Below are 23717 nucleotides of genomic sequence, written 5' to 3' on the forward strand. Positions count from 1 at the left end.
CCCCGGCGATCTGTTTCCGAATATACGCGTGATATACGCCGTCAGGTATCCTGGTCGGGAATTCCATTCGCTCTCCGTGCCCAGAGGCCGCGATGACAAGCTGGCGTTGGCCGTACCCGGGTCTGGTTCTGCTCGCGTGGATGGTCCTGCTGACGTCGATGTACTACGCGCACCCGGACCAGCGGATCGTCTGGTGGACCGGCATCGGTCTGAGCGGTGTGGTGGCGATCGTGCTCGGCACGCTCCGCAACCGGCCCGCCCACCCGCTCCCGTGGTACCTGCTGGCAGCCGCCAACCTCTCCTTCACGGCCGGCGAGGTCGCCGAGGTGGTGCAGACCGAACTGCTGCACCTGGTCAACCCGTTCCCCTCCATCGCGGACGGGTTCTACCTGCTCACCTACCCGCTGTACGCGACCGGGCTGCTGCTCTTCGTCCGCCGCCGGAGCGCCGGCCGGGACCGCGGCAGCCTGATCGACGCGCTCACCATCACCGCCGGGCTGGGCCTGCTGCTCTGGATCTACCAGGTGCTGCCCTCCGCGCAGAACTCCGAACTGACGTGGATTCAGAAGGCCTTCTCGATCGCCTACCCGCTCGGCGACATCCTGGTGCTGGCCATGCTGCTGCGCCTGCTGGTGCCGCACGGCCCGCGCAGCTGGTCGCTGCGGCTGCTGACCGTCGGCACCCTCGGGATGCTGGTCTCGGACATCGCCTTCGGCCTGATCCAGCTGCACGGCACCTGGAGGATCGGCACACCGGTGGACCTCGGCTGGGCGGCCTTCTACACCGCCTGGGGCGCCGCCGCGCTGCACCCCTCGATGGTCGGCATGACCAGGCCGGTGCCGCGCCCGCGCACCCCGGAGGTGGCCCGGGGCCGGATCGTGCTGCTCACCTCCGCCGCCCTGGTGGCCCCGGCGATCCTGCTGGTGGACACCTTCGTCGGGGACATCAGCAACGTCGGCGTGGTGGCCGCCTTCTCCGCCTTGCTCTACCTCCTGGTGCTGGCCCGGCTGGCCCTGGTGGTCTCCACCCACCGGGAGGCGGTGGCCCGGGAGCGGCTGCTGCGGGTGGCGGTCAGCTCGCTGGCCGCCGCCACCCGGGTGGAGGAGGTGACGGTGGCGCTGCGGGCCGCCGGGGCCTCCCTGCCGCCGGCCGATCCGGGCCGCCGGGTGCTGCTCGGGCTGAGCGACCACGGCCGGGTCCGCTTCCAGCTCTCCCGCGGCCGGGAGCGCGACTGGCCGCTGCTCCGGGTGCCGCACGCCGTCCACCTGCTGGCCGCCACCAAACGCACCCACCAGTGCCGGACGGCCGAGCTCGGTGCGGAGCTGGCCGAGGAGCTGAGCGGTGCCTCGCAGGCACTGGTCTGCCCGCTGGCCCTCCAGGACCGGCCCACCGGCGACCCGCTGATCGGCGTGCTGATCGTCGGCGGCGCGGAGAGCGAGCTGACCGCCCTGACCGACACCCTGGACGCGCTCACCTCGCAGGCCGCCCTGGCCCTGGAGCGGATCACCCTGAGCCAGGAGGTGAACCGCCGCAACAGCGAGGCGTACTTCCGCAGCCTGGTGCAGAACGCCTCCGACGTGATCCTGATCCTCGACGAGGACGACCGGGTCCGGTACGCCTCCACCTCGGCCGACCGGGTGCTCGGCCACCCGGGGCTGGTCGGCGCCCCGATCGTCTCCCTGGTGCCCTCGGAGGAGGCGCTGGCGGTGGTCGCGGCACTGGACGCGATGCGCGGTGCGGGGGCGGGCGCGGGCGCGGGCCTGCGGGAGCGGCAGGAGCACTGGCGGATGCTGCGCCACGACGGCGTGCTGATCGAGGTGGAGGTCCGGCACAGCGACCTGCGCGCGGACCCGACGGTGGCGGGCCTGGTGCTGACCCTGCGGGACGTCACCGAGCAGCGCGAGCTGGAGCGGGAGCTGAGCCACCGGGCCTTCCACGACTCGCTCACCGGTCTGGCCAACCGGGTGCTGTTCCACGACCGGGTCACCCAGGCGTTCCGGCGCGGCGAGCGGGACGGCCGGTCGGCGGCGGTGCTGCTGATCGACATCGACGACTTCAAGGTGGTCAACGACACCATGGGCCACGGCGTCGGCGACGAACTCCTGGTCGCCGTCTCGCTCCGGCTCGCCACCATGGCCCGGGCCTCCGACACCGCCGCCCGGCTCGGCGGCGACGAGTTCGCCGTCCTGCTGGAGGACGCCCGCAGCCCCGCCGACGCGGAGGGTTTCGCCGAGCACGTGATCCGTGCCTTCGACGAGCCGTTCCGGCTCACCGGCGGTCCGGTGAACGTCTCGATCAGCCTGGGCGTGGCCACCACCGAGGACAGTGGCGACTCGGCCGAGCTGCTCACCCACGCCGACCTGGCGATGTACGCGGCCAAGGGGGCCGGCAAGCAGCAGTGGCGGCGCTTCCAGCCGCTCCTCCAGGAGGGCATGATCGAGCGTCACGAGCTCCAGGAGAGCCTGCACAGCGCGGTCGCCGAATCGGCCTTCAACGTGCTCTACCAGCCGATCGTGGCGCTGGACAGCGGAGTCCTGGAGGGCTTCGAGGCGCTGGTGCGCTGGCCGCACGACAAGCGCGGGCTGGTGCCGCCGGAGCAGTTCATCTCGCTGGCCGAGGAGAGCGGCCAGATCGTCCCGCTGGGCGCCTGGGTGCTCGGCCGGGCCGCCGCCGAGGCGGTCGGCTGGCAGCGGACCGCGCAGGCGGGCGCGTCCGGACCGGGCGGAGCGTCCGGACCGCCCGCCGAGCGGTACGTCAGCGTCAACGTCTCGGCCCGTCAGTTCCGCGACCCGGGCTTCGTGGACGTGGTCCGGGCCACCCTCGATCAGGTCGGCATGGCCCCGAGCTCGCTGGTGCTGGAGCTGACCGAGAGCGTGCTGATGCGGCGCGACGACCGGGTCCGGGACGACCTCGCGGCGCTCAGCGAGCTCGGCATCCGGCTCGCCATCGACGACTTCGGCACCGGCTACTCCTCGCTGAGCTACCTGCGGGAGTTCCCGATCACCATCCTGAAGATCGACAAGTCCTTCATCGACGGCCTGGACGGCTCCCCGCAGCAGTACGCCCTGGTGGAGGGCATCACCCGGATCGCCGAGACGCTGGGCGTGCGGGTGATCGCCGAGGGCATCGAGACGGTCCGCCAGCGGGAGCTGCTGGTCAAGATGGGCTGCCCGCTCGGCCAGGGCTACCTGTTCGCCCGGCCGATGGAGCCCGAGCGGGTGGCAGGCATGCTGCGCAGCGGCAGCGACTACCGCGCGCTGACGGTGCCCGGCCCCGCCGCCTGAGGCGCTTGCAAGGTACCCCCGGGGGGTATATGTTCGGTGGCGTCCGGAGGACCGGACGGAACGGACGCGACGGAGCACGGGGAGATCCGATGGCCCATCAGCACGCGCACGCAGACGCGCACCAGGAGCACGCCCACCACGGTCACGGGCCGCACGGGCACGAGCCGGCCGCCCGGGCCGGGAGTTGGCGGACCGCCGCCCAGGCGACCCTGCACTGCCTCACCGGCTGCGCCATCGGCGAGGTGCTCGGCATGGTCCTCGGCACCGCCTTCGGGCTGCACAACGGGGCCACCGTGGTGCTCTCGGTCGCCCTGGCCTTCGTCTTCGGCTACGCGCTCACCATGCGGGGCGTCCTGAAGGCCGGGCTCGACCTGCCCAGCGCGCTCAAGGTCGCCCTGGCCGCCGACACCGTCTCGATCGTCGTGATGGAGATCGTGGACAACGCCGTGATGGTCGGGGTGCCGGGGGCGATGGACGCCGGGCTGGGCAGCGCGCTGTTCTGGCTCGCGCTGGCGTTCTCGCTGGTGGTGGCCTTCGTGCTCACCGTCCCGGTGAACCGCTGGCTGATCGCCCGGGGCAAGGGCCACGCGGTGGTGCACGCGTACCACGGCGGCCACCAGGACCACGGGCACTGAACCCGGCCGGAGCAGGGCGAGAACCAAGACCAGGACCACCGGCAGAAGGACGGCTTCCGTGCACCCCGAGTACCGCCACCGACCAGCCCCGCAAAGGGTGTTGGCCGTCCTGGTGGTGCTGCTCGGGGTGCTCGGCATGCACGGCCTCGGCGCGGTGCCGGCGCCGGCGCAGCCGGCTGCGGTGGTGGCGGCTGCGATGACGGGGGAGCACCAAGGGCACGGCGAGGACGGTGGCGGCGGGCACGACCTGCACGCCGGGCCGATGTGCCTCGCGGGGGCGGTGGCCGCGCCGTACCTGCCCGGGGCGCCCGGGCCGGCACCGCTCGGGTGGCCCGGCCGACCGGAGCGCGCGGCGGGCGAGTCGGCGCCGGAGTGGCCGGAGGGCGGGCGGGCGCCACCGGATCCGGCGGAGCTCCAGGTCCTGCGCAGATAGGCGGGCCGTGTACCAGGAGCCCCCGTCCGTCTTCGGAGGAGAACCAACACCCATGAACAGCAAGCTGATCCGTCGTACCCCGCTCGTCACCGCCGCGCTCCTCGCGGGCGGTCTGCTGCTGACCGCCTGCGGCAGCGGCGGGGCCGGGCACCCGGCCGGGCACTCCGGTGCCGCGCCCTCGGCCACCGCGTCGGCGGTGGCGTCCGCCAAGCCGTACAACGCGACCGACCTGGCCTTCGCGCAGGGGATGATCCCGCACCACCGGCAGGCGCTGGAGATGGCCGATCTGGCCGCCTCCCGGGCCGGGTCGGCGGAGGTGAAGCAGCTCGCCGGGCAGATCCGCGCCGCGCAGGACCCGGAGATCGCCACCCTTTCGGGCTGGCTCACCGCCTGGGGCGAGCAGGTGCCGCCGGCCGGTGGCACCGGTGGGCACGCGGCCCACGGCGGGGGCGCGGCGGGCGGGATGATGACCGAGGCGGAGATGGCCTCGCTGAAGGGCGCCACCGGGGCGGCCTTCGACCGGGCCTTCCTGGAGCTGATGGTGGCTCACCACACCGGGGCGGTGAAGATGGCCGAGGAGGAGCGGGCCAACGGCGCCTACGGGCCGGCCAGGGAGCTGGCCGGGGCGGTGATCAGCGGTCAGAGCGCCGAGATCGCCACCATGAACGGCCTGCTCGGCAAGGGCTGACCGCAGCGCCGGGGGGGGGGGGCCCCCCCCCCCCGGGGGGGGGGCCCCCCCGGCCCCCGGCCCCCCGGGGGGGGGGGGGGGGCCCCCGCCCCCCCCCCCCCCCCCCCCCCCCCCCCCCCCGGGCGCCGCCCCCCCCCCCCCCCCCCCCCCCCCCCCCCGCGGCGGGGGCCCCCCCCCCCGGGGGGGGGGGCCCCCCCCCCCGGGGGGGGCGGGCCCCCTCCCGTCCGCTGTCACCGGGAGGTGGCAGGATCGCCCGCATGACCGAGAACACCGCGCCCAAGGGCCCCGCCAGCTACTTCCCCTCGATCGAGAAGAAGTACGGCCGTCCGATCGCCGAGTGGCAGGAGCTGATCCGCAGCTCGCCGCTGACCAAGCACATGGAGCTGGTCGGCTGGCTGAAGACCGAGCACGGCCTCGGGCACGGTCACGCCAACGCGCTGGTGGCCGCCACCCTGGCCGAGGGCAAGTAGGCGAGTAGCGCGGGCGCGCTCCGGCGCGGCGTCAGAGCGGCCGGCCCGCCCGGAGGTTCCACCGGCCGCTGCGGCCGGTGAGGTCGGTGGCGGTGAGCGGGGGGACGTCGATCCGCCAGAAGGCGGCGGGCGGGGCGCCGAGTGCGTGCAGGGCGGCGGCGCGGACGAGCTCGGGCTCGGCCACCGCCAGCACCCGGCCGTCCGGGAGGGCGTCCAGCCAGGCGGCGGTCCGGGCGCACAGGGCGGTGAGCGGCTCGCCGCCGTGCGGGGCGGCCTCCGGGTCGGACAGCCAGGCGGCGAGCCCGGCCGGGTCGGTGGCGGTCAGCTCCTCCAGCGTCCGGCCCCGCCAGCTGCCCATCGACCAGGCCGCCAGGGCGGTTTCGGGCACGGCGGCGAGTCCGAGCGCCGCCGCGGTCTCCCGGCAGCGGGTGGTGGGGGAGCTGACGGAGCGGCCGTCGCTCCGCAGCCGGGCTCCCGCCTCCTCCGCCCGGGCCCGGCCGGAGGAGTCCAGGCCCGCTCCGTCCTCGAAGGCCGCGGCCCGCAGCTCCGCGCCGACGGCCGGTGAGATGAACGTCACCCGCGTGGTCACCCGTCACTCCCGTTCTGTCCAACTTCCGTTCCCCGGTGCCGGATCGGCCCCGGAGCAGCGCACTCCGCCGAGGTCCGCGCCCTGCCGCGCTCCCTTGGCTGCCTCCCCCGAATGGCGGTACGGTTCGCTCCGACATGACGACGGCAGGACGGAAGCCGGTGGGAACCCGGCACGGTCGCGCCACTGTATGCCGACAGCGCCCCGCCTCGGTGCGGGAGTTGCCGGTGAGTCAGACCCGATGGCCGTCGTTCGAGCTCCAACAACTGGGACGCGAGTTCCCCAAGGAGGTCCTGCCATGGCACAGGCCATCGTCTCCCCCGCCGCCGAGGCGGCCGGGAGCCTTCCCGTCCGGGCGATCCTGCCCTGGGCGGCGTTCGTCGGCACCCTGCTGCTCGTCGCGCTCTACTTCGTGGGCGCCGAGCAGGGCGCCACCTCCGTCTTCTCCGGTGCCGGTGTGCACGAGTGGGTGCACGACGCCCGCCACCTGCTCGGTTTCCCCTGCCACTGACGGAGCGTCACGTACCATGCCTGCCTCAACTGTCAGAAACCTCCTGGTCCGCGGCATGCTCGCGGGCCTGGTCGCCGGGGTGATCGCCTTCGCCTTCGCCTTCTTCGTCGGTGAAGGACCGGTCGACCAGTCGATCGCGTTGGAGAGCACCGCCGCGGCCCCGCAGCACGTGCACGGCGGCGACACCGCCGCCGCCCCGGCCGCTCCGGCGGCCGAGGAGGAAGAGGAACTGGTCAGCCGGTCGCTGCAGTCGACCGCCGGACTGGCCACCGGTGTCCTGGTCTACGGCGTCGCGCTCGGCGGCATCGCCGCCCTGGTGTACAGCTTCGCGCTCGGCCGGATCGGTCGCTTCTCGCCCCGGGCGTCCGCCGCCCTGGTCGCGGCGGCGGCCTTCACCACCGTGTACCTGGTGCCGTTCCTCAAGTACCCGGCGACGCCGCCCGCGGTCGGCAACCCGGACACCATCGGGAAGCGCACCACGCTGTTCTTCCTGATGGTCCTGCTCAGCGTGCTGATCGGAGTCGCGGCCCTGATCCTGGGCCGGCGCCTGGCGCCGAGGCTGGGCAACTGGAACGCCTCCGTGGTGGCCGGCCTCGCCTTCGCGGTGGCCGTCACCCTGGCGTTCGTCTTCCTGCCGGGCAACGGCGACGCGGTCCGGGAGTCCTTCCCGGCCGCGCTGCTGTGGAAGTTCCGGGTGGCCACCCTGGGCATCCAGGCCGTGCTGTGGACCGCCTTCGCGCTGGTCTTCGGCCTGCTGGCGGAGCGCCTGCTGGCGCCCCGTCAGGCTCCGGCCGCTCCGGCCGCCGCACCCGTCCCGGCCGCCTGACCTGCCCCTGCTCCACCCCGCTCCACCCCGCTCCACTCCTCGGGGCCCGCCGCACGCGCGACCGTCGGCGGGCCCCGAGGCGTTCCCGGCCGGGCACCGACCGCACGTCGGCCGGTCCGGTCAGCGGGTCTCGGCGGCCAACCACGCCAGGTACGCCGGACTGCCGTCCACCACCGGGACCGCGATCAGCTCGGGGGTGTCGTACGCGTGCCGGGCCGCGACGAACTCCCGCAGCTCGCGGGCCAGTCCGCTCCTGGTCTTGAGGTCGACCCGCCACTCCTCGGCGTCCTGCACCTCGCCCTCCCACCAGTACACCGACCGCACCGGGTACACCTGCGCGCAGGCCGCCAGCCGCTCGCGCACCACCGCCCCGGCCAGCTCCCGCGCCTGCTGCTCGCTCTCGTGGGTGGTGGTCACCACCAGGTAGTCCGTCATGCCCGGCAGCCTACGAGCCGCCGGCAGCCTACGAGCCGTCAGACGGCTCGGCGGCGCAGCCGGCCGGAGAGCCACCGGGCCGCAGCGCCGAGCACCAGGCAGCCCGCCGAGGCGGCGAGCAGCGGGCCGGTCGGGCGGCCGGACTCGGCGAGCTTGGGGCGGGCGGTGACGGAGAGGCGTTCGGTGCCGGTGACCGGGAGACCGGCGGTGGTGTGCCCGCTGTAGGAGAACGCGTCCGGACCGGTGTAGTCCGGCTCCGGGGTGTACCGGACCCGGCAGTTGTCCACGATCCGCGCCGTGCCGTGCTGCGGCGGGCGGGTGATGGTCAGGTGGGTACCGCCGCACAGCTCGGCCGGGAGCTCCACCAGCACGGGCTGCTCCTCGCCGGTGCGGGCCGGGGCCTTGCGGGGCGGCAACTGCACGGGGCGGCAGGTGAGGGCGAAGTCCACGCCGGTGGCGTCGGCCCCGGCGGGCGTGTCCCGGGTCGCGGTCCGGGCGGTGTAGCCGGGCGGCGGCTCCACCCGGACCCGGTGCGCCCCGGCGGCCAGGCCGGTGAAGGCGTAACTCCCGTCCGGGGCCGTGGTGGTGGTGACCGGGCGGCCGTCCGGCCCGGTCACCGGGGTGCCGTCGGCGGCGAGCAGGGCGAGCGTGGTGCGGTCGGGGGCGGCGCAGCCGGTGGCGCCGACCCGGCCGGCCACGGCCGTGGTGTCGGCGGCCACCCAGAGCTGGTAGAGCGGGATGCCGGTCTGCACCGTGAAGGTCAGGGTCAGGCTCCGGACGGCCTTGGCCGGGCGGAACCAGCCGGCCGCCCCCGAGGTGTCCGCTCCGCTCCCGACCAGGGTGGCGGTGGCCGCGTCCCAGCGGGGCAGGTCGGTCTGCGGGCCGCCGCAGCCGGAGGGGAGCGGGGAGCCGGTGCAGTAGGTGAAGGCGCCCCGGAAGCCCAGGTCGGCGGCGGTCAATGCGCTGCCGTCGGCGGCGGTGCCGGAGACGGTCACGGTGTCGGCGTCCACGTCCCCCAGGGCGAAGCCCCAACTCCCGGCCGGCGGCGCGGTCTCGAAGGCCAGGGTGGTGGTCGAGGGGGAGTTCCCGGACGCGGCCCGCAGGCTGAGGTAGGGGAGGCCCTGCGAGCTGCCGAAGGCGGCGCCGAACGGGGTGGCCCGGTTGAGGAAGGACGAACTGCCGCTCGGGGTGGTCGGGTTGGTGCTGTCGGTGGTGACGGAGGCAGCCGGGAAGCCGGCCGCCGGCACGGTCAGCCGACGGCCCGGCAGGTCCCAGGCGCCGTACTCCGTGCCGGAGGCGGCGGCCGGTGCGGCGGCGGCCAGCAGGGTGACGGCGGCCAGCGCGGTGACGGTGGCGGCGGGGCGGACGGGCAGGGGCATGCGGGGTCGTCCCGTTCGATCGGAGGCCGGGAGCCCCGACTCTGCCGGGCGGTCCGGCCGGTCCCCGGCGACACGCGGCGCCGGTCACCCGGACGGCCCGCCCCCGGGCGGGAGCCGCGTCCCCGGGCGCTCCGGGGCAGCTGACGGAGTGTCCGGCCGGAGGGTTTTGCCCATCCGTTACCGCCGTGAGGTGTGCACGAGCTGAGGTATGCCTTACTTTACTTGTGGGTGAGGGTGGCCTAAGTGCCCCTCACCCTCCCTCATGCCCTTCCCCGCCCGTGGAGTCCTCAGATGCCCGTCCGCCGTCCGTACCTCGCCGCGCTGCTCACCGTCGCCGTGGCCGGCGTCGGGCTGACCGCCTGCACCGAGCAGAAGAAGGACGCCGCGTCCTCGGACGGTGCGGTGCAGATCAACGCCTCCGACTCCGCCTGCGAGCTGTCGAAGACCACCTTCGCGGCCGGCCCGGTCAACTTCACCGTGAGCAACAAGGGCTCGAAGACCACCGAGGTCTACGTCTACGCCGCCGAGGACAAGATCGTCACCGAGCGGGAGAACATCGGCCCCGGCACCAAGGCCACCATCACCGCCGAGATCAAGGCCGGTGAGTACGAAGTCGCCTGCAAGCCGGGCATGGTGGGCGACGGCATCCGCCAGAAGATCACCGTCACCGGCGACGCCGCGCAGGCCAAGACCGACCCGCGCCTGACCGCCGCCGTCGCCGCGTACCGCACCTACGTGCAGGAGCAGGCCGACGCCACCATCCCGTTGGTGCGGAAGTTCGCCGACGCGGTGAAGGCCGGCGACCTGGAGGCCGCCAAGGCCGCCTTCGCGCCGTCGCGCACCGGCTGGGAGCGCACCGAGCCGGTGGCCGAGAGCTTCGGCGACATCGACCCGAAGACCGACACCCGTGAGGACGGCCTGGAGCCGGGCCAGGAGTGGACCGGCTGGCACAAGCTGGAGAAGTCGCTCTGGGCCGACGGCGCGATCACCGACGCCGACAAGAAGCTCGCCGACCAGCTGGTCGCCGACCTGACGGACTGGCAGAAGGTGGTCGGCAGCGCCGAGATCACCGCCACCTCGATGGCCAACGGCGCCAAGGAGCTGCTGGACGAGGTCGCCACCGGCAAGGTCACCGGCGAGGAGGACCGCTACAGCCACACCGACCTGCCGGACTTCAACGCCAACGTCGAGGGCGCGCTCAAGGCCTACCAGCTGCTCAAGCCGGTGGTCGCGGAGCAGGACGCCGAGCTGGCCAAGACCCTGGACCAGGAGTTCGCCGCGATCCAGGCCCTGCTCGCCAAGTACAACCAGGGCGGCACCTGGACCTCCTACGACAAGGTCGGCGAGAGCGAGCGCAAGGCGTTCTCGGACGCGGTCAACGCGCTGGCCGAGCCGCTCTCCAAGCTCGCCGCCGCGACCGTCGTCAAGTAAGTCCCGGGGGAGGCGGCACAGATGACCGAGCAGCAGCAGGACCAGACCGGGGCCACCCGGGAGGGCGGCGTCAGCCGCCGGGCGGTGATCGGCTGGGCCGGCGCCGGGGTGGCGCTCGGCGCCGCCGCCGTCGGCACGGTGGCGGCGGCCACCCGTGACTCGGGGGAGCAGCACGAGGCCGCCCTCAAGGCGGTGCCCGAGGTCCCCTTCTACGGTGAGCACCAGGCGGGCATCGCCACCCCGGTCCAGGACCGGCTGCACTTCGCCGCCTTCGACGTCTCCACCACCAGCCGGGACGCGCTGGTGCGGGTGCTGAAGGAGTGGACCAAGGCGGCCGCCGTGATGACCGGCGGCCGCGAGGTCGGGTCCGGGGCCACCGGCCTGGCGGAGGCCCCGCCGGACGACACCGGCGAGGCGCTCGGCCTGCCGCCGTCCCGGCTGACCCTGACCATCGGCTTCGGGCCGACCCTGTTCGAGAAGGACGGGGTCGACCGCTTCGGCCTCAAGGCCAAGCGGCCGGCGGGCCTGATCGACCTGCCGCCCTTCCCGCACGACAGCCTGGATCCGGCCCGCAGCGGCGGCGACCTCTGCGTGCAGGCCTGCGCGGACGACCCGCAGGTCGCGGTGCACGCGATCCGCAACCTGGCCCGGATCGGCATGGGCGTGGTCAACGTCCGCTGGTCCCAGCTCGGCTTCGGCAAGACCTCCTCCACCACCCCGGACGCACAGACCCCGCGCAACCTGATGGGCTTCAAGGACGGCACCCGCAACATCGCGGGCACCGACGACAGGACCCTCGGCGAGCACGTCTGGGCCGCGCCCGGCGACGGCCCGGAGTGGATGACCGGCGGCTCCTACCTGGTGGCCCGGCGGATCCGGATGCACATCGAGACCTGGGACCGCACCCCGCTCAAGGAGCAGGAGGACATCTTCGGGCGGAACAAGCGCGAGGGTGCCCCGTTCGGGAAGCAGAAGGAGCACGACGCGCCCGACCTGGCGGCCATGCCGAAGGACGCGCACGTGCGCCTCGCCCACCCGGACAGCAACGGCGGGGCCCAACTGCTGCGCCGGGGCTTCTCCTTCACCGACGGCACCGACGGCCTGGGCCGGCTGGAGGCGGGCCTGTTCTTCCTGGCCTACCAGCGCGACACCCGCAAGGGCTTCGTCACCGTCCAGCGCCGGCTGGCGGCCAACGACGCGCTCAACGAGTACATCCAGCACGTCGGTTCGGCGCACTTCGCCTGCCCGCCCGGCGTCCGCAAGCCCGGCGAGTGGTGGGGTCAGTCGCTCTTCGGCTGACCAGCCGCCCCCCGTCGACCCAGCACAGAAACGGAGGACACGCGCGTGTTCGGCAACTACCTGATCGGCCTGCGCGAGGGTCTGGAAGCCAGCCTGGTGGTCTGCATCCTGATCGCCTACCTGGTCAAGACCGAGCGCCGCGAGGCGCTGCCTCCGGTCTGGACCGGGATCGGCGTCGCGGTCGGCCTCAGCATGGCCTTCGGCGCCCTGCTCACCTACGGCTCCAGCCAGCTGACCTTCCAGGCCCAGGAGGCGCTGGGCGGCTCGCTGTCGATCATCGCGGTCGGGCTGGTCACCTGGATGGTGTTCTGGATGCGCCGGACGGCCCGTCACCTCAAGGCCGAGCTGCACGGCCGGCTGGACGCGGCGGTGGCGACCGGCACCCTGGCGCTGGTGCTGACCGCCTTCCTGGCGGTCGGCCGGGAGGGCCTGGAGACCGCGCTCTTCATCTGGGCCGCCGTCCAGGCGACCAGCGACGGCATCCGTCCGTTGGTCGGCGCCGGGCTCGGTCTGCTCACCGCCGTGGTGCTGGGCTGGCTGTTCTACCGGGGCGCGCTGAAGATCAACCTGGCCAAGTTCTTCACCTGGACGGGCGCCATGCTGGTGGTGGTCGCGGCCGGGGTGCTCGCCTACGGCGTGCACGACCTCCAGGAGGCGGCGATCCTGCCGGGCATCAACGCCAAGCGGGCCTTCGACATCTCCTCGACCATCCCGCAGGACAGCTGGTACGGCACCCTGCTCAAGGGCGTCTTCAACTTCCAGCCCGACCCGACGAAGCTTCAGGTCTGGGTCTGGGCGCTCTACCTGGTGCCGACCCTGTACCTGTTCCTGCGTCAGCAGAAGACCCCGCCGAGGCCCGCCCCGGTGCCGGCCGCCTGACCGCGCGCCGCCGCCCGCCCCGCCCCGCCGCACCCCTGCCCGCCGTACCCCGACCCGCCGCGCCACCGTGCGCGGCGGGTCGTCGCGTCCCAGACTGGGCGGCGGAGGTCTTCCCATGTCCGACTGGCGTTCCCGCGCGGCCCGAGCCGGACTGCGACCCTTCTCCCGCCCCGACGGCCGCCCGGCCGACCGGGCCCCCGAGCACTCGATGGACCCGCGCTCCGAGCGCGGCCAGGACGCGCCCCGGGTCTCCCTGGAGCGCTCCGTGGTGGACGCGGCGGTCTACCGGGACGGCCACCGGATCACCGGGGCCGACACCCTGCCCGAGGTCTACCGCCGGCTGCCCGGCGAGCCCGGCACGATGGCCTGGATCGGCCTCTACCGCCCGGCCGAGGCCCAGGTGCTGGAGGCCGCCGAACGCTTCGGCCTGCACGCACTCGCCGTCGAGGACGCCATCGTGGCCCACCAGCGCCCCAAGCTGGAGCGCTACGGCGACACCCTCTTCGTGGTGCTGCGGGCGGCCCGCTACCTGGACGAGACCGAGCAGGTGGACTTCGGCGAGCTGCACCTCTTCGTCGGCCCGCAGTTCGTCCTGACGGTGCGCCACTCGCAGTCCCCGGACCTCTCGGTGGTGCGCCGCCGGCTGGAGGGCGACCCCCGGCTGCTGGCGCTCGGCCCCGAGGCGGTGCTCTACGCCGTGCTGGACGCGGTGGTGGACGGCTACGCCCCGGTGATCGCCGGACTCCAGCACGACATCGACGAGATCGAGACCGAGGTGTTCGGCGGCGACCCCGGAGTCTCCCGCCGGATCTACGAGCTCTCCCGCGAGGTGGTCGAGTTCCAGCGCGCCACCCGCCCGCTGCTGGACATCATGGGCAGCCTGGAGGCCGGCTTCGCCAAGTACGGCACCGACCAGGAGCTCCAGCGCTACCTGCGGGACGTGGCCGACCACGCCACCACCGCGGCCGAACGGGTCGACGGCTTCCGCCAGTTGCTGCAGAACATCCTGCTGCTGAACGCCACCCTGGTCTCGCAGGCCCAGAACGAGGAGATGCGCCAGCTGGCCGAGGCCGGCCACGCCCAGAACAACGAGATCAAGAAGATCTCCTCCTGGGCCGCCATCCTGTTCGCCCCGACCCTGATCGGCACCGTCTACGGGATGAACTTCGCCCACATGCCGGAGCTGGCCTGGGTCTTCGGCTACCCCTTCGCGATCGGGCTGATGGCCCTGGTCTGCGGCGGCCTCTACCTGGTCTTCAAACGGCGGGACTGGCTCTGACGGCGTGACAGCATGGCGGGGTGAACCACGCCGCCGACCTGCCGAACCGTTCCGGGGTGCCCGAGCACGGACGGGTGCCCAAGTACTACGCCGTGAAGGCCGAGCTGGAAGCCCTGCTGGAGGAGCTGGGGGAGGGCGGCGCGCTGCCCACCGAGCGGGAGCTGGCGGCCCGGTACGAGGTGTCCCGGGAGACGCTGCGGCAGGCCCTGCGGGACCTGCTGATCCAGGGGCGGGTGCGGCGGAAGGGCCGGCAGACGGTGGCGGCCGGGCCGAAGCTGGAGCAGCCGCTCTCGCTGGCCAGCTACACCGAGGGCGTCCGGCGGCAGGGACGGGTGCCGGGACGCACCCTGATCGAGCTGGAACGGCTGGGCGCCGAGCGGCAGTTGGCCGCGCAGCTGGGGCTGGCCGAGGGGGCGCCGGTCTGGCACCTGGAGCGGGTGCTGCTGGCCGACGGCGAGCGGGTCGGCCTGGAGAGCACCTACCTGTCGGTGGCCCGACTGCCCACGCTGGCCGAGGAGTTCGACCCGTCGTCCTCGCTGTACGCCTTCCTGACCGAGAAGCTCGGCATCGGCTTCGGCAGCGCCGAGGAGCGGATCGAGACGGTGCTGGCCACCCCGCGCGAGGCGCTGCTGATCGGTACCCCGCCCGCGCTGCCGATGCTGCTGCTGCACCGCCTGACCCGGGACACCGAGGGCACCCCGCTGGAGCGCGTCCGCTCGCTGTACCGGGGTGACCGGTTCAGCTTCACCACCCGGCTGGGGCCGGGCGCCTGACCCGCCGGCAGGCCGCCCGACGGGCCTCCGTGGTCACGGGAGGATAACGGGTCTGGACCGAAGTTCGAGCGGAGTTCACGCGTGGTACCGCGATTGGGAGAGCCCGCGCCACCGGCCGGCCGGACATTGGTCGCCGCCCCGCTCCACCCTTCCGCTCCCTGACGCTTCCTCAGGAGGACGCCGTGACCGCAGGACTTCCCCGCCGCAGCGTGCTGCTCGGCACCGCCGTCGCCGCCCTGACGGCCGGCCCGCTGGCCCGGACCGCGCTGGCCGCCGCCGCCCCCACCCCCAAGGTGCTGGTGATCGGCCTGGACGGCACCATGCTCAACCGGATCAAGGACGCCGACGCCCCGAACCTGGACGCCCTGATGGCCGGCGGCCTGACCGCCGCCAGCAGCCTCTACACCAAGCCGATGGCCGAGACCTCCTCCGGCCCGGGCTGGTCCACCATCGCCACCGGCGTCTGGCCGGACAAGCACAACGTGGTGGACAACAACTTCACCGCACCGAACTTCGCCGCCTACCCGGACTGGCTGACCCGGGCCGAGACCGCCCGCCCGGGCCTGGCCACCTACGTGGTGGCCTCCTGGGCCTCGATCCCGAACACCATCTACTCCGCCAAGGTGGACACCCGGGTCGCCACCCCGAGCGCCGAGTACGACACCGGCACCACCTCGCGGGCGGTGGCCCGGCTGCGGGACGCCAACCCGGACGCGGTCTTCGTCCAGCTGGACAACGTCGACCACGCGGGCCACGCCTCCGGCTCCGCCAGCCAGGCGTACCTGGACGCCATCAAGGGCGTGGACGCCCAGGTCGGCCAGATCGTGGCCGCCGTCCGGGGCCGCGCCACCTACGCCCAGGAGAACTGGCTGATCATGGTCACCGCCGACCACGGCCACACCCCGACCGGCGGCCACGGCGGCTCGACCTGGGAGGAGCGGCAGACCTTCGTGATCGCCAACGGCGGTGGCCTGGCCGCCGGTTCGGTCCGGTACGACGTGAAGATGGTGGACATCGCGCCCACCGCGCTGGCCCACCTCGGCATCGCCATCGACCCGGCCTGGGGCCTGGACGGTGCCCCGATCGCCACCCTCACCCCCGACGCCTTCGACGCGCTGCGCCCGCAGCTCACCGGCCGGGTGGACGAGACCGGCATCCCGGCCGGGGTGCTCGGCTTCACCCACACCGCCCCGAGCGGCTGGTCGGTCGACAACTCGGCGATGGGCACCGGCGGGGTCACCGAGTGGCGCGGCTGGGCCTTCACCACCGACGAGTTCTGGACCAAGGCCCAGCGCGACCAGTACCGCGAGCTCAACGTCCGCTCCCGGAACGTCTTCGCGGTCGCCGACTCCGACGAGTGGGCCGACAAGTCCTTCACCGGGAACTACGACACCACCCTGGTCAGCCCCGCCTACCCGGTCTCCGGCCTGGCCACCGTCAAGGTCGAGTACACCTGCTACTACCAGCAGGAGGGCTCGCAGACCGCCCGGGTGCTGGCCTCCTGGAGCGGCGGCACCCCCGTCCAGATCGCCTCCTACGGCGCCCTGGTGAACGGCCGTCAGACCCTCACCCTGACCGTCCCGGCCGGGGCCACCGACCTGCGCCTGCGGTTCCGCTACACCGGCAGCAACAACTGGTACTGGGCGCTCGACAACGTCCGGGTCTACGGCGCCTGATCCCCCGGGCGCCGACCGGCGGCGGCCTCCAGGTCCAGACGGAACGTCAGGGTCGGGAGGTCGCCGTCCGGCGCGGCCTCGCCGGTGGGGACGAAGCCGGCCCGGGCCAGCACGGCCCGGGAGGCGGCGTTGCCGACCGTGGTGCGGGCCCGCAGTGCGGTCAGCCCGTACTTGGCGGCGGCCAGCCGGCAGAGCCCCTGCACGGTGGCGGTGGCCAGCCCCCGGCCGGCCACCGCCTCCGCCACCCGGTAGCCGAGCTCGGCCTCGCCCTCCGCCACGTCCACCAGGTTGAAGCGGCCCACCACCGCGCCGTCGGGGCCGAGCAGGACGTGGAAGTAGCAGATCCCGGCCTCCTGGTCGGCCAGCAGGCCGTGGTGCCGGGCGTCGAAGTGGGCGAAGTAGGCGTCGCCCCGGTCGGGTACCGAGGCGGCGAAGTACGCGCGGTTCGCGCGTTCGAACGCGAGGACGGCGGGCGCGTGGTCGGCCTTGAGCAACCGGAGCCGGTAGGTGTCGAGCATGAGAGGACGGTACGTCAGCCGTCCGCCCGGCGGCGGGGTTTCCGTCGTACACGGCTCATTCCGCTCCGGGGTCGTCCGATCCGCGAGGTCGTGCCGGACCACCGACGCCGCCGGGCCCCGCCGGACGACCCTCCCGGCGGGGTGACGGTGCGGCGGGCGCTGCTGGTCGGGGCGTCGGTCAGGCGCTCCTCGGACAGGTGGTTCGGAAAAACTGCCGGGTGGTCGGTTCGTGCCCGTGTGAGGATGGCCCGATGTGGTCACGAGTGCCGTTCGGGGATGAGCTGCGGGCCGAGCTGGGCGTGCCGAGGGAGGCCAAACGGCTGACCAGCAGCCCGCGTTCGAGGGTGTGGCGGGTCGAGCTGGGCGGTCGGCCGGCGGTGGTGAAGCAGGCCGTGGAGGGTGCCGACGCCGAGGAGCGGTACGCCCGGGAGCTGGCCGGGCTGCGGATCGCCGGCCGGGCCGGGGTCGGCGGGGTGCCGGTGGTGCCGGCCGTACTGGGGGTCGATCCGGCGGCCCGGGTGCTGGTGCTGGAGCACCTGGAGCACCAACGACCCTCCGGGGACTGGATCGTGGCCTACGCGCGGGCGCTGGCCCGGATGCACGCCACGGCCGGGCCGCAGGACGCAGGTGCGCTGCCCCGCTGGCGCGGCCCCGACCGGGCGGACGTGGACTCCTTCCTCGCCCTCGCCGAGACCCTCGGGGTGTCCGCACCGGCCACGCTGGCCGAGGCCCTCGGCGCACTGGTCGACCGGCTCGCCGCAGCTCCCGGCCACGCCCTGCTGCACGGCGACCCGTGCCCCGGGAACGACCTGCACACCCCGGACGGTGTCCGGTTCATCGACTTCGAACAGGCCTCGCTCGGCAGCGGCCTGGTCGAACTCGCCTACCTGCGGATCGGGTTCCCGACCTGCTGGTGCGTCACCGCCGCCCCCGACCCACTGCTGCACCGGGCCGAGGCCGCCTACCGGGACACCTGGCACGAGCTCACCGGCCACGCCCTCGGCCAGGACCTGACCGACGCCTGCACCGGCTGGCTGCTCCGGGGCGGTGCACTCGTGCCGCGCGCCGAGCGCGACGGCACCGACCACCTGGCCCGACTCCCGGCCGAGGACTGGACCTGGGGGACCACCACCGCCCGCCGCCGGCTGGTCCACCGCCTCGGAGTGGTCGGACAGTTGGCCGCGAGCCGGTCGGACCTCGGGGAGCTGGCGGCCCTCTGTGCGGCCTTTTGGGAGGCCGCACTCACCCGCTGGCCGAGGCTCCCTCCGGTCCTGGCGGAGCGGCCGTAGCGGTCGCGGGGACGCCGTCTTCCGTGGCTGCGGGGTGAGTTGGCAGCCTGCGGAGGCGGCGTGAACGAGCAGGTGGACCGGGGGTGCGGCCGTGCGCGCGGCGCTGAGGCGCCGATCGGGCGGTCGGCTGCCCGTCGGCCGGTCCGCGGTCAGCCGGGGAGGGCTTCGTCCAGCGCCCGGAGGGCTCGGGCGAAGCCGTGGTCGGTGGTGGCGCCGAAGCCGATCAGGAGGCCGCCCGGACGGTCCTGGGCGGGAGTGTGGTGGAGCTCGGTGAGGCCGCGCAGGGCGATGCCGTGGGCCGCGCAGCGGGCCAGCAGCGCGGGCTCGGGGTGCGGGGTGGTGACCAGGGTGTGCAGGCCGGCCGGGACACCGTGCGGGGTGAAGTCCGGGTGAGTGGACAGCAGTTGGTGGAGAAGGGTGCGCCGGCGGCGGTAGCGCAGGCGGGCGGCGCGGACGTGGCGGTCGTAGGCGTGGGTGGTGATCAGCTCGGCGAGGGTGAGTTGGCCGAGGGTCTCGGTGTAGAAGTCGGCGCGCTCCTTGGCCTCGGTGACGGGGCGGACCAGATCGGGCGGGACGGCGAGCCAGCCGAGGCGCAGGGCGGGGCCGAGGGTCTTGGAGGTGCTGCCGCAGTAGACGGTGCGGTCGGGTGCGAGGGCTTGGAAGGCGCCGACCGGGCGGCGGTCGTGGCGGAACTCGCCGTCGTAGTCGTCCTCGATCACCAGGCCGCCGGTGCGGTGGGCCCAACTCGCCAGCTCGCGGCGGCGGTCGGGGTGCAGCGGGACGCCGGTCGGGTACTGGTGCGAGGGAGTGAGCAGGACGGCGGGGGCGGTGATGGAGTCCACTCGAGCGCCGTGCTCGTCGACCGGGACGGGCACCACCCGCAGGCCGGCTCGGGTGACCACCTCGCGGTAGGTGCGGTGGCCCGGGTCCTCGGTCGCCAGCTCGGCGGCGCCGCGGGCGCGCAGCACCGAGGCGAGCAGGCCGATCGACTGGTAGAAGCCCGAGGTGATCACGATCTGCCCGGGTGAGGTCAACACCCCCCGGGTGCGCCCGAGTTGTCCGGCCAGGGCGGCGCGCAGCTCGTAGCGTCCCTGCGGGTCGCCGTGGCCGAAGTCCTCGGGGCGGGCCCGGGCGAGCACCCGGCGGGTGGCGGCCAGCCAGGCGCGGGCGGGGAAGGCGCTGCCGTCGGGGATGCCGGGGCGGAGGTCGTGCCGGACGGGCGGAGCGGTGTCGGTGGCGGGGGTGACCGGGGTGGCGGCGGACGGGAGGCGGGCGACGGTGGTGGCCGCGCCGGGGCGGGTGAGCAGCAGGCCCTCGGCCGCCAGCTGGTCGTAAGCGGCGGTCACCGTGCCCCGGGCCAGGCCGAGTTGACGGGCCAGTGCGCGGGTGGAGGGCAGCCGGGCGTCGGCACCGAGCCGTCCGTCGCGGACGGCGGTGCGCAGGGCGTCCTCCAGGCCGGCCTGGCGTGGCCCGGGGCCGAGCTCCAGGTGCAGGTCGAGGCCCTGCGGGAGGCGGATGGCGGGCGGACCGGACCAGTCTTCAGACACGCAACCGGACCTTACCGCTGGTCCGGCTGCTACCTAGCGTAGGTCCCGGCCGCCCGGCTCCGACCGGCTGGTCCCGGCCGCCTGGCTGCCCGGTTCTGCCCGGCCCCGACCGGCTGCCCGGCTCCGGCCGCCCGGCCCCGGGTGTCCGGCCCCGACCGGCCGGTCAGGGCCGCCCGCCCCCGATGCAGGAGAGACACCGTGATCGTCATCGCCCACCTCAGCGACACCCACCTCGACGGTTCGCCGCGCGCCGCTGCCCGCACCCGCGCGGTGATGGCGTACCTGAACGGACTGCCGTACGACCTGGACGCGGTCCTGGTCAGCGGTGACGTCGCGGATCACGGCAGCGCCCAGGAGTACCGCGAGGCACGGGAGTTGCTGAGCACCCGGCACCCGCTGCTGGTGCTGCCGGGGAACCACGACGAGCGGGCGGCGTTCCGGAGCGACCTGCTGGGGGAGGAGCCGGGCGACGGCGGTCCGGTGAACCGGCTGTACGTGGCGGAGCGGTTCGCCGTCGCGCTCTGCGACTCGACCCGGCCGGGGCGGGACGACGGGCTGTTGGACGACGGGACCCTGGCCTGGCTGGACGGGGTGCTGGGGGAGGTGCGGGTGCCGGTGTTCGTCGCGTTCCACCACCAACCGGTGGTGCTGGGCGTGCCGTTCATCGACCGGCTGCGCCAGTTCGGGGCCGAGCGGCTGGCGGCCGTGACGGCCCGTCATCCGCACGTGGTGGCCTTCCTCTGCGGGCATGCGCACCTGGCGACGGCCACCACCTTCGCGGGCCGGCCGTTGGTGGTGGCGCCCGGGGTGGTGTCCACGCTGCGGCTGCCGTGGGAGGGGCGGCCGGCCCCGGACGCGCACGTGCACCACGAGCTGCCGCCCTCGGTGGCGTTCCACGTGCTGGACGGGGAGGGACGGTTCACCACCCACCTCCGGGTCTGCGGATGGCGGAGTGGACACGAACGGGCCAAGGGGTGAATAGGAGAGGGCAACTGATGCCGGGTCAGGCTCTCAGTAAACCTTCACCAACCCCTTTCTAAGCCATGTGATGTGTGCCATGGTACATGGCACACTCCCCACCGTGTTCACGTCAGCTCCGGGAGAAGACCCCAGTACCACTCCCGGCGCCCTTCACGGTCCGCACCCTCAGACGCCGTGCCCCAACACGGCCCGCAGACCGGCCCGGAGGCCACTCCATGCGAAGTACCCCCACGACGAAGGACATCGTGCGGCTCCTGATAGCCGCCCTGATCTGTTGTCTGGGCCTCAGCCTGCTCACTCCCATGACCAGGGCCGTGGCCAACGGCACCGAGGGTCCGCAGTCCGTCCCTGCGCCCCGCACCGGTGCCGCCCCGCAGCCCGCCATCTCCTCGATCGCCAAGGACGTCCGCGCCGAGGACGCCCACTCCACGGTGGACGTCTCGCAGCGCGCGCCGTTCCAGACCGTCGAGACCCCGGCGAAGAGCGAGCAGATCCGCTCCAAGCTCTCCGCCGGAGCCGCCGCGGCCGCCGCCGCCGCGTGCACCGTCTCCGACTTCACCTCCAAGACGGGCGCCGCGCTGGTCCAGCAGGTCAAGTCCGCCGAGCCCGGCTGCGTCAACACCCTCTTCAACCTGAAGGGTGCCGACGCCCAGGCCGCCTTCCGCGAGGCGCAGATGGTCACCATCGCCGACGCGCTGCGCGCCAACGTCGCCACCTACCCCGGCGACAACAGCACGTCCACCCTCCAGCTGGTGCTCTTCCTGCGCGCCGGCTACTTCGTCCAGTGGTACGACACCGCCGTCGGCGACTACGGCCCGGCGCTGAAGAGCTCCATCGAGGGCGCCCTGGACGCCTACTTCGCGGCCCCGCGTTCGGCGGACGTGAACGACGCCAACGGCAACATCCTGGCCGAGACCGTCACCCTGATCGACAGCTCGCAGCGCAACGCCCGCTACCTCCCGGTGCTCAAGCGCCTGCTGACCGCCTACCAGAACTCCTGGAACGGCTCCTGGTACATGGTCTCCGCGACCAACAGCGTGTACAACGTGCTGTTCCGCGGCCACCAGATGGACGACTTCCTGCCCGCCGTGCAGGCCGACCCGGCACTGCTCACCGTGCTGCGGGACTTCGCCGTCGCCCACGACGACCTGCTCGGCACCGACCAGTGGTACCTGGCCGCCAACGCCGGCCGCGAGCTCGGCCGCTTCCTGCGCCACGACGCGCTGAAGCCGACCGTCCGCCCGCTGGTCAAGGAGCTGCTGGGCCGCAGTCAGATCACCGGCCGCACCGGCTCGCTCTGGATCGGCCTGGCCGAGATGACCGACTCGTACGACCAGGCCAACTGCGCCTACTACGACACCTGTGACCTGGCCGCGAAGATCAAGGCCGCGATCCTGCCGGTGAAGTACACCTGCAGCCCGAGCATCAGGATCATCGCGCAGGAGATGACCGACGCCAACCTGGCGGCGGCCTGCACCAGCCTGACCAACCAGGACGCGTTCTTCCACAAGGTGGCGAAGGACAGCGGCCCGGTGAAGGACGACCTGAACTCCTCGATCGAGGTCGTCGTCTTCAACTCCAGCAACGACTACAAGAGTTACGCCGGCACCATCTTCGGCATCGACACCGACAACGGCGGCATGTACCTGGAGGGCAAGCCGGCCGAGGCGGGCAACCAGCCGCGCTTCATCGCCTACGAGGCGGAGTGGCTCCGGCCGGACTTCCAGATCTGGAACCTCAACCACGAGTACACCCACTACCTCGACGGCCGTTTCGACATGTACGGCGACTTCAAGGCCGGGCAGCAGATCCCGACCGTGATGTGGGTCGAGGGCTTCGCGGAGTACGTCTCCTACACCTACCGCAACGAGACCTACGACCGGGCGATCACCGAGGCCGGCAAGAACACCTACAAGCTCAGCACGCTGTTCGACAGCACCTACGACAACTCCGACTCCACCAAGGTCTACCAGTGGGGTTACCTGGCGGTGCGCTACCTGCTCCAGTCGCACCGCGCCGACGTGGACACCTTGCTCGGCCACTACCGGACGGGCAACTGGGCGGCGGCCCGCACCCTGCTGGCCACCACCATCGGCACCCGCTACGACGCCGACTTCGCCGCCTGGCTGGCGAAGTGCGCCAAGGGCGACTGCGGCACCCCCGCGCCGGAGAACCAGGCCCCCTCGGCCGGCTTCACCGCGCTGGCCAACGGCCTGTCGGTCAACTTGACCGACGTCTCCACCGACGTGGACGGCACCATCGCCTCCCGCGCCTGGGACTTCGGTGACGGCACCAACACCACCACGGCCAACCCGACCAAGGTCTACGCGGCGGCCGGCACCTACACCGTCAAGCTGACCGTGACGGACGACAAGGGCGCCACCGCCAGCACCAGCAAGCCGGTCACCGTGGTGGCCCCGCCCAAGGGCGAGTGCACCTCGGCCCGCCTGGACGAGCTGGGCAAGAACTGCCAGCGCTCGAACGTCTCGGCCACCGCCGGGAACCACAGCGCCTTCTTCGTCTACCTCCCGGCCAAGGTCAACTCGCTGAAGATCACCGTCTCCGGTGGCACCGGTGAGGCCGACCTCTACTACAACCCCACCGGCTGGGCCACCACCTCGGACTGGACCGCCCGCTCGGTCAAGAACGGCAACGCCGAGACCCTGACCATCAAGAAGCCGCCGGCCGGCTACGTCTACATCAGCCTGTTCGCGGCCAAGGGCTTCGAGGGCGTCAGCATCAAGACCGAGTTCTGAGAGGGTCGTTGACCCACCCCTGAACCGAACGGCCCCGCCCAC

At 73.5% G+C, this 23717-nt stretch carries 21 protein-coding genes and 1 riboswitch; of the genes, 16 read left to right on the top strand and 5 right to left on the bottom strand.

Going from position 1 to position 23717, the window contains the following annotated elements; translation table 11 throughout:
• Window positions 1-140 precede the first annotated feature (140 nt).
• The 5 genes from ACIRBX_RS14625 (at window position 141) to ACIRBX_RS14645 (ending at window position 5510) form a co-directional block, all read left to right on the top strand.
• A complete protein-coding gene (locus ACIRBX_RS14625) occupies window positions 141-3284 on the top strand; it encodes a putative bifunctional diguanylate cyclase/phosphodiesterase (protein WP_402296619.1) in 3144 nt (1047 codons plus the stop codon).
• A gap of 89 nt (window positions 3285-3373) precedes the next feature.
• Complete coding sequence (locus ACIRBX_RS14630; protein WP_402296621.1) at window positions 3374-3919, top strand: DUF4396 domain-containing protein; 546 nt, start codon at window positions 3374-3376, stop codon at window positions 3917-3919.
• Window positions 3920-3977: 58 nt separating this feature from the next.
• Entirely contained in the window at window positions 3978-4352 is a 375-nt protein-coding gene (locus tag ACIRBX_RS14635; RefSeq protein ID WP_402296623.1) for a DUF6153 family protein, read from the top strand.
• A gap of 52 nt (window positions 4353-4404) precedes the next feature.
• Window positions 4405-5040: a DUF305 domain-containing protein gene (locus ACIRBX_RS14640; protein WP_402296625.1), complete on the top strand. Its 636-nt coding sequence runs from the start codon at window positions 4405-4407 to the stop codon at window positions 5038-5040.
• 257 nt (window positions 5041-5297) lie between these two features.
• Window positions 5298-5510 (top strand): DUF4287 domain-containing protein, encoded by a 213-nt coding sequence (locus ACIRBX_RS14645; RefSeq protein WP_402296627.1) that lies wholly within the window; start codon window positions 5298-5300, stop codon window positions 5508-5510.
• Window positions 5511-5541: 31 nt separating this feature from the next.
• Here ACIRBX_RS14645 and ACIRBX_RS14650 read toward each other — a convergent pair whose 3' ends face one another.
• Window positions 5542-6099 carry a histidine phosphatase family protein gene (locus ACIRBX_RS14650; RefSeq protein WP_402296629.1) on the bottom strand — a complete coding sequence of 186 codons (558 nt, stop codon included), beginning with the start codon at window positions 6097-6099 and terminating at the stop codon, window positions 5542-5544.
• A gap of 150 nt (window positions 6100-6249) precedes the next feature.
• Window positions 6250-6334: riboswitch (cobalamin riboswitch) on the top strand.
• A 60-nt stretch (window positions 6335-6394) separates the two neighbouring features.
• Between ACIRBX_RS14650 and ACIRBX_RS14655 the strand changes: the two genes are divergently transcribed.
• Window positions 6395-6607: a CbtB-domain containing protein gene (locus ACIRBX_RS14655; RefSeq protein ID WP_402296631.1), complete on the top strand. Its 213-nt coding sequence runs from the start codon at window positions 6395-6397 to the stop codon at window positions 6605-6607.
• Window positions 6608-6623: 16 nt separating this feature from the next.
• Window positions 6624-7433, top strand: coding sequence for a CbtA family protein (locus ACIRBX_RS14660; RefSeq protein WP_402296633.1), 810 nt, complete (start codon window positions 6624-6626; stop codon window positions 7431-7433).
• 120 nt (window positions 7434-7553) lie between these two features.
• Here ACIRBX_RS14660 and cutA read toward each other — a convergent pair whose 3' ends face one another.
• Together cutA and ACIRBX_RS14670 are read right to left on the bottom strand one after the other, a co-directional pair.
• Window positions 7554-7868, bottom strand: coding sequence for a divalent-cation tolerance protein CutA (cutA, locus tag ACIRBX_RS14665; protein ID WP_402296634.1), 315 nt, complete (start codon window positions 7866-7868; stop codon window positions 7554-7556).
• Window positions 7869-7906: 38 nt separating this feature from the next.
• Complete coding sequence (locus tag ACIRBX_RS14670; RefSeq protein ID WP_402296636.1) at window positions 7907-9247, bottom strand: Ig-like domain-containing protein; 1341 nt, start codon at window positions 9245-9247, stop codon at window positions 7907-7909.
• A 291-nt stretch (window positions 9248-9538) separates the two neighbouring features.
• Between ACIRBX_RS14670 and efeO the strand changes: the two genes are divergently transcribed.
• From efeO to ACIRBX_RS14700, 6 genes are all read left to right on the top strand, one after another.
• Complete coding sequence (gene efeO / locus ACIRBX_RS14675; protein ID WP_402296638.1) at window positions 9539-10678, top strand: iron uptake system protein EfeO; 1140 nt, start codon at window positions 9539-9541, stop codon at window positions 10676-10678.
• A gap of 21 nt (window positions 10679-10699) precedes the next feature.
• The gene (gene efeB, locus ACIRBX_RS14680) at window positions 10700-11977 is read left to right on the top strand and encodes an iron uptake transporter deferrochelatase/peroxidase subunit (protein ID WP_402296639.1); all 1278 of its coding nucleotides are present in this window, start codon (window positions 10700-10702) and stop codon (window positions 11975-11977) included.
• A gap of 45 nt (window positions 11978-12022) precedes the next feature.
• Window positions 12023-12856, top strand: coding sequence for an iron uptake transporter permease EfeU (gene efeU / locus ACIRBX_RS14685; RefSeq protein ID WP_402296640.1), 834 nt, complete (start codon window positions 12023-12025; stop codon window positions 12854-12856).
• A gap of 115 nt (window positions 12857-12971) precedes the next feature.
• Window positions 12972-14135 (top strand): magnesium and cobalt transport protein CorA, encoded by a 1164-nt coding sequence (locus tag ACIRBX_RS14690; protein ID WP_402296642.1) that lies wholly within the window; start codon window positions 12972-12974, stop codon window positions 14133-14135.
• Between the two features lie 20 nt (window positions 14136-14155).
• Entirely contained in the window at window positions 14156-14908 is a 753-nt protein-coding gene (locus ACIRBX_RS14695) for a GntR family transcriptional regulator (protein ID WP_402296644.1), read from the top strand.
• A 182-nt stretch (window positions 14909-15090) separates the two neighbouring features.
• On the top strand, window positions 15091-16584 hold the full coding sequence (locus tag ACIRBX_RS14700) for an alkaline phosphatase family protein (RefSeq protein ID WP_402296646.1): 1494 nt from the start codon (window positions 15091-15093) through the stop codon (window positions 16582-16584).
• On the opposite strand, the gene ACIRBX_RS14705 is transcribed toward ACIRBX_RS14700, so the two are convergent.
• A complete protein-coding gene (locus ACIRBX_RS14705) occupies window positions 16572-17102 on the bottom strand; it encodes a GNAT family N-acetyltransferase (protein WP_402296647.1) in 531 nt (176 codons plus the stop codon). The two genes, ACIRBX_RS14700 and ACIRBX_RS14705, sit on opposite strands and share 13 nt — an antisense overlap.
• Window positions 17103-17353: 251 nt before the next feature.
• Between ACIRBX_RS14705 and ACIRBX_RS14710 the strand changes: the two genes are divergently transcribed.
• Window positions 17354-18391 carry an aminoglycoside phosphotransferase family protein gene (locus ACIRBX_RS14710; RefSeq protein ID WP_402296649.1) on the top strand — a complete coding sequence of 346 codons (1038 nt, stop codon included), beginning with the start codon at window positions 17354-17356 and terminating at the stop codon, window positions 18389-18391.
• A 149-nt stretch (window positions 18392-18540) separates the two neighbouring features.
• Here the strand turns inward: ACIRBX_RS14710 and ACIRBX_RS14715 are convergent, their stop codons facing one another.
• Window positions 18541-19938, bottom strand: coding sequence for a PLP-dependent aminotransferase family protein (locus ACIRBX_RS14715; RefSeq protein WP_402296650.1), 1398 nt, complete (start codon window positions 19936-19938; stop codon window positions 18541-18543).
• Between the two features lie 198 nt (window positions 19939-20136).
• Between ACIRBX_RS14715 and ACIRBX_RS14720 the strand changes: the two genes are divergently transcribed.
• Together ACIRBX_RS14720 and ACIRBX_RS14725 are read left to right on the top strand one after the other, a co-directional pair.
• Window positions 20137-20916 carry a metallophosphoesterase gene (locus ACIRBX_RS14720; RefSeq protein ID WP_402296652.1) on the top strand — a complete coding sequence of 260 codons (780 nt, stop codon included), beginning with the start codon at window positions 20137-20139 and terminating at the stop codon, window positions 20914-20916.
• A gap of 218 nt (window positions 20917-21134) precedes the next feature.
• Complete coding sequence (locus tag ACIRBX_RS14725; RefSeq protein WP_402296654.1) at window positions 21135-23675, top strand: collagenase; 2541 nt, start codon at window positions 21135-21137, stop codon at window positions 23673-23675.
• Window positions 23676-23717 lie beyond the last annotated feature (42 nt).

This window comes from Kitasatospora sp. NPDC096147 (genome assembly GCF_044763225.1).
GTDB lineage: Bacteria > Actinomycetota > Actinomycetes > Streptomycetales > Streptomycetaceae > Kitasatospora.

What these genes read in the sequence shown, in the direction of transcription:
- ACIRBX_RS14625 (WP_402296619.1), top strand. Translation starts at nt 141, where the DNA reads ATGGTCCTGCTGACGTCGATGTACTACGCGCACCCGGACCAGCGGATC.
- ACIRBX_RS14630 (WP_402296621.1), top strand. Translation starts at nt 3,374, where the DNA reads ATGGCCCATCAGCACGCGCACGCAGACGCGCACCAGGAGCACGCCCAC.
- ACIRBX_RS14640 (WP_402296625.1), top strand. Translation starts at nt 4,405, where the DNA reads ATGAACAGCAAGCTGATCCGTCGTACCCCGCTCGTCACCGCCGCGCTC.
- ACIRBX_RS14645 (WP_402296627.1), top strand. Translation starts at nt 5,298, where the DNA reads ATGACCGAGAACACCGCGCCCAAGGGCCCCGCCAGCTACTTCCCCTCG.
- ACIRBX_RS14655 (WP_402296631.1), top strand. Translation starts at nt 6,395, where the DNA reads ATGGCACAGGCCATCGTCTCCCCCGCCGCCGAGGCGGCCGGGAGCCTT.
- ACIRBX_RS14660 (WP_402296633.1), top strand. Translation starts at nt 6,624, where the DNA reads ATGCCTGCCTCAACTGTCAGAAACCTCCTGGTCCGCGGCATGCTCGCG.
- cutA (WP_402296634.1), bottom strand. Translation starts at nt 7,868, where the DNA reads ATGACGGACTACCTGGTGGTGACCACCACCCACGAGAGCGAGCAGCAG.
- ACIRBX_RS14670 (WP_402296636.1), bottom strand. Translation starts at nt 9,247, where the DNA reads ATGCCCCTGCCCGTCCGCCCCGCCGCCACCGTCACCGCGCTGGCCGCC.
- efeO (WP_402296638.1), top strand. Translation starts at nt 9,539, where the DNA reads ATGCCCGTCCGCCGTCCGTACCTCGCCGCGCTGCTCACCGTCGCCGTG.
- efeB (WP_402296639.1), top strand. Translation starts at nt 10,700, where the DNA reads ATGACCGAGCAGCAGCAGGACCAGACCGGGGCCACCCGGGAGGGCGGC.
- ACIRBX_RS14690 (WP_402296642.1), top strand. Translation starts at nt 12,972, where the DNA reads ATGTCCGACTGGCGTTCCCGCGCGGCCCGAGCCGGACTGCGACCCTTC.
- ACIRBX_RS14705 (WP_402296647.1), bottom strand. Translation starts at nt 17,102, where the DNA reads ATGCTCGACACCTACCGGCTCCGGTTGCTCAAGGCCGACCACGCGCCC.
- ACIRBX_RS14710 (WP_402296649.1), top strand. Translation starts at nt 17,354, where the DNA reads ATGTGGTCACGAGTGCCGTTCGGGGATGAGCTGCGGGCCGAGCTGGGC.
- ACIRBX_RS14725 (WP_402296654.1), top strand. Translation starts at nt 21,135, where the DNA reads ATGCGAAGTACCCCCACGACGAAGGACATCGTGCGGCTCCTGATAGCC.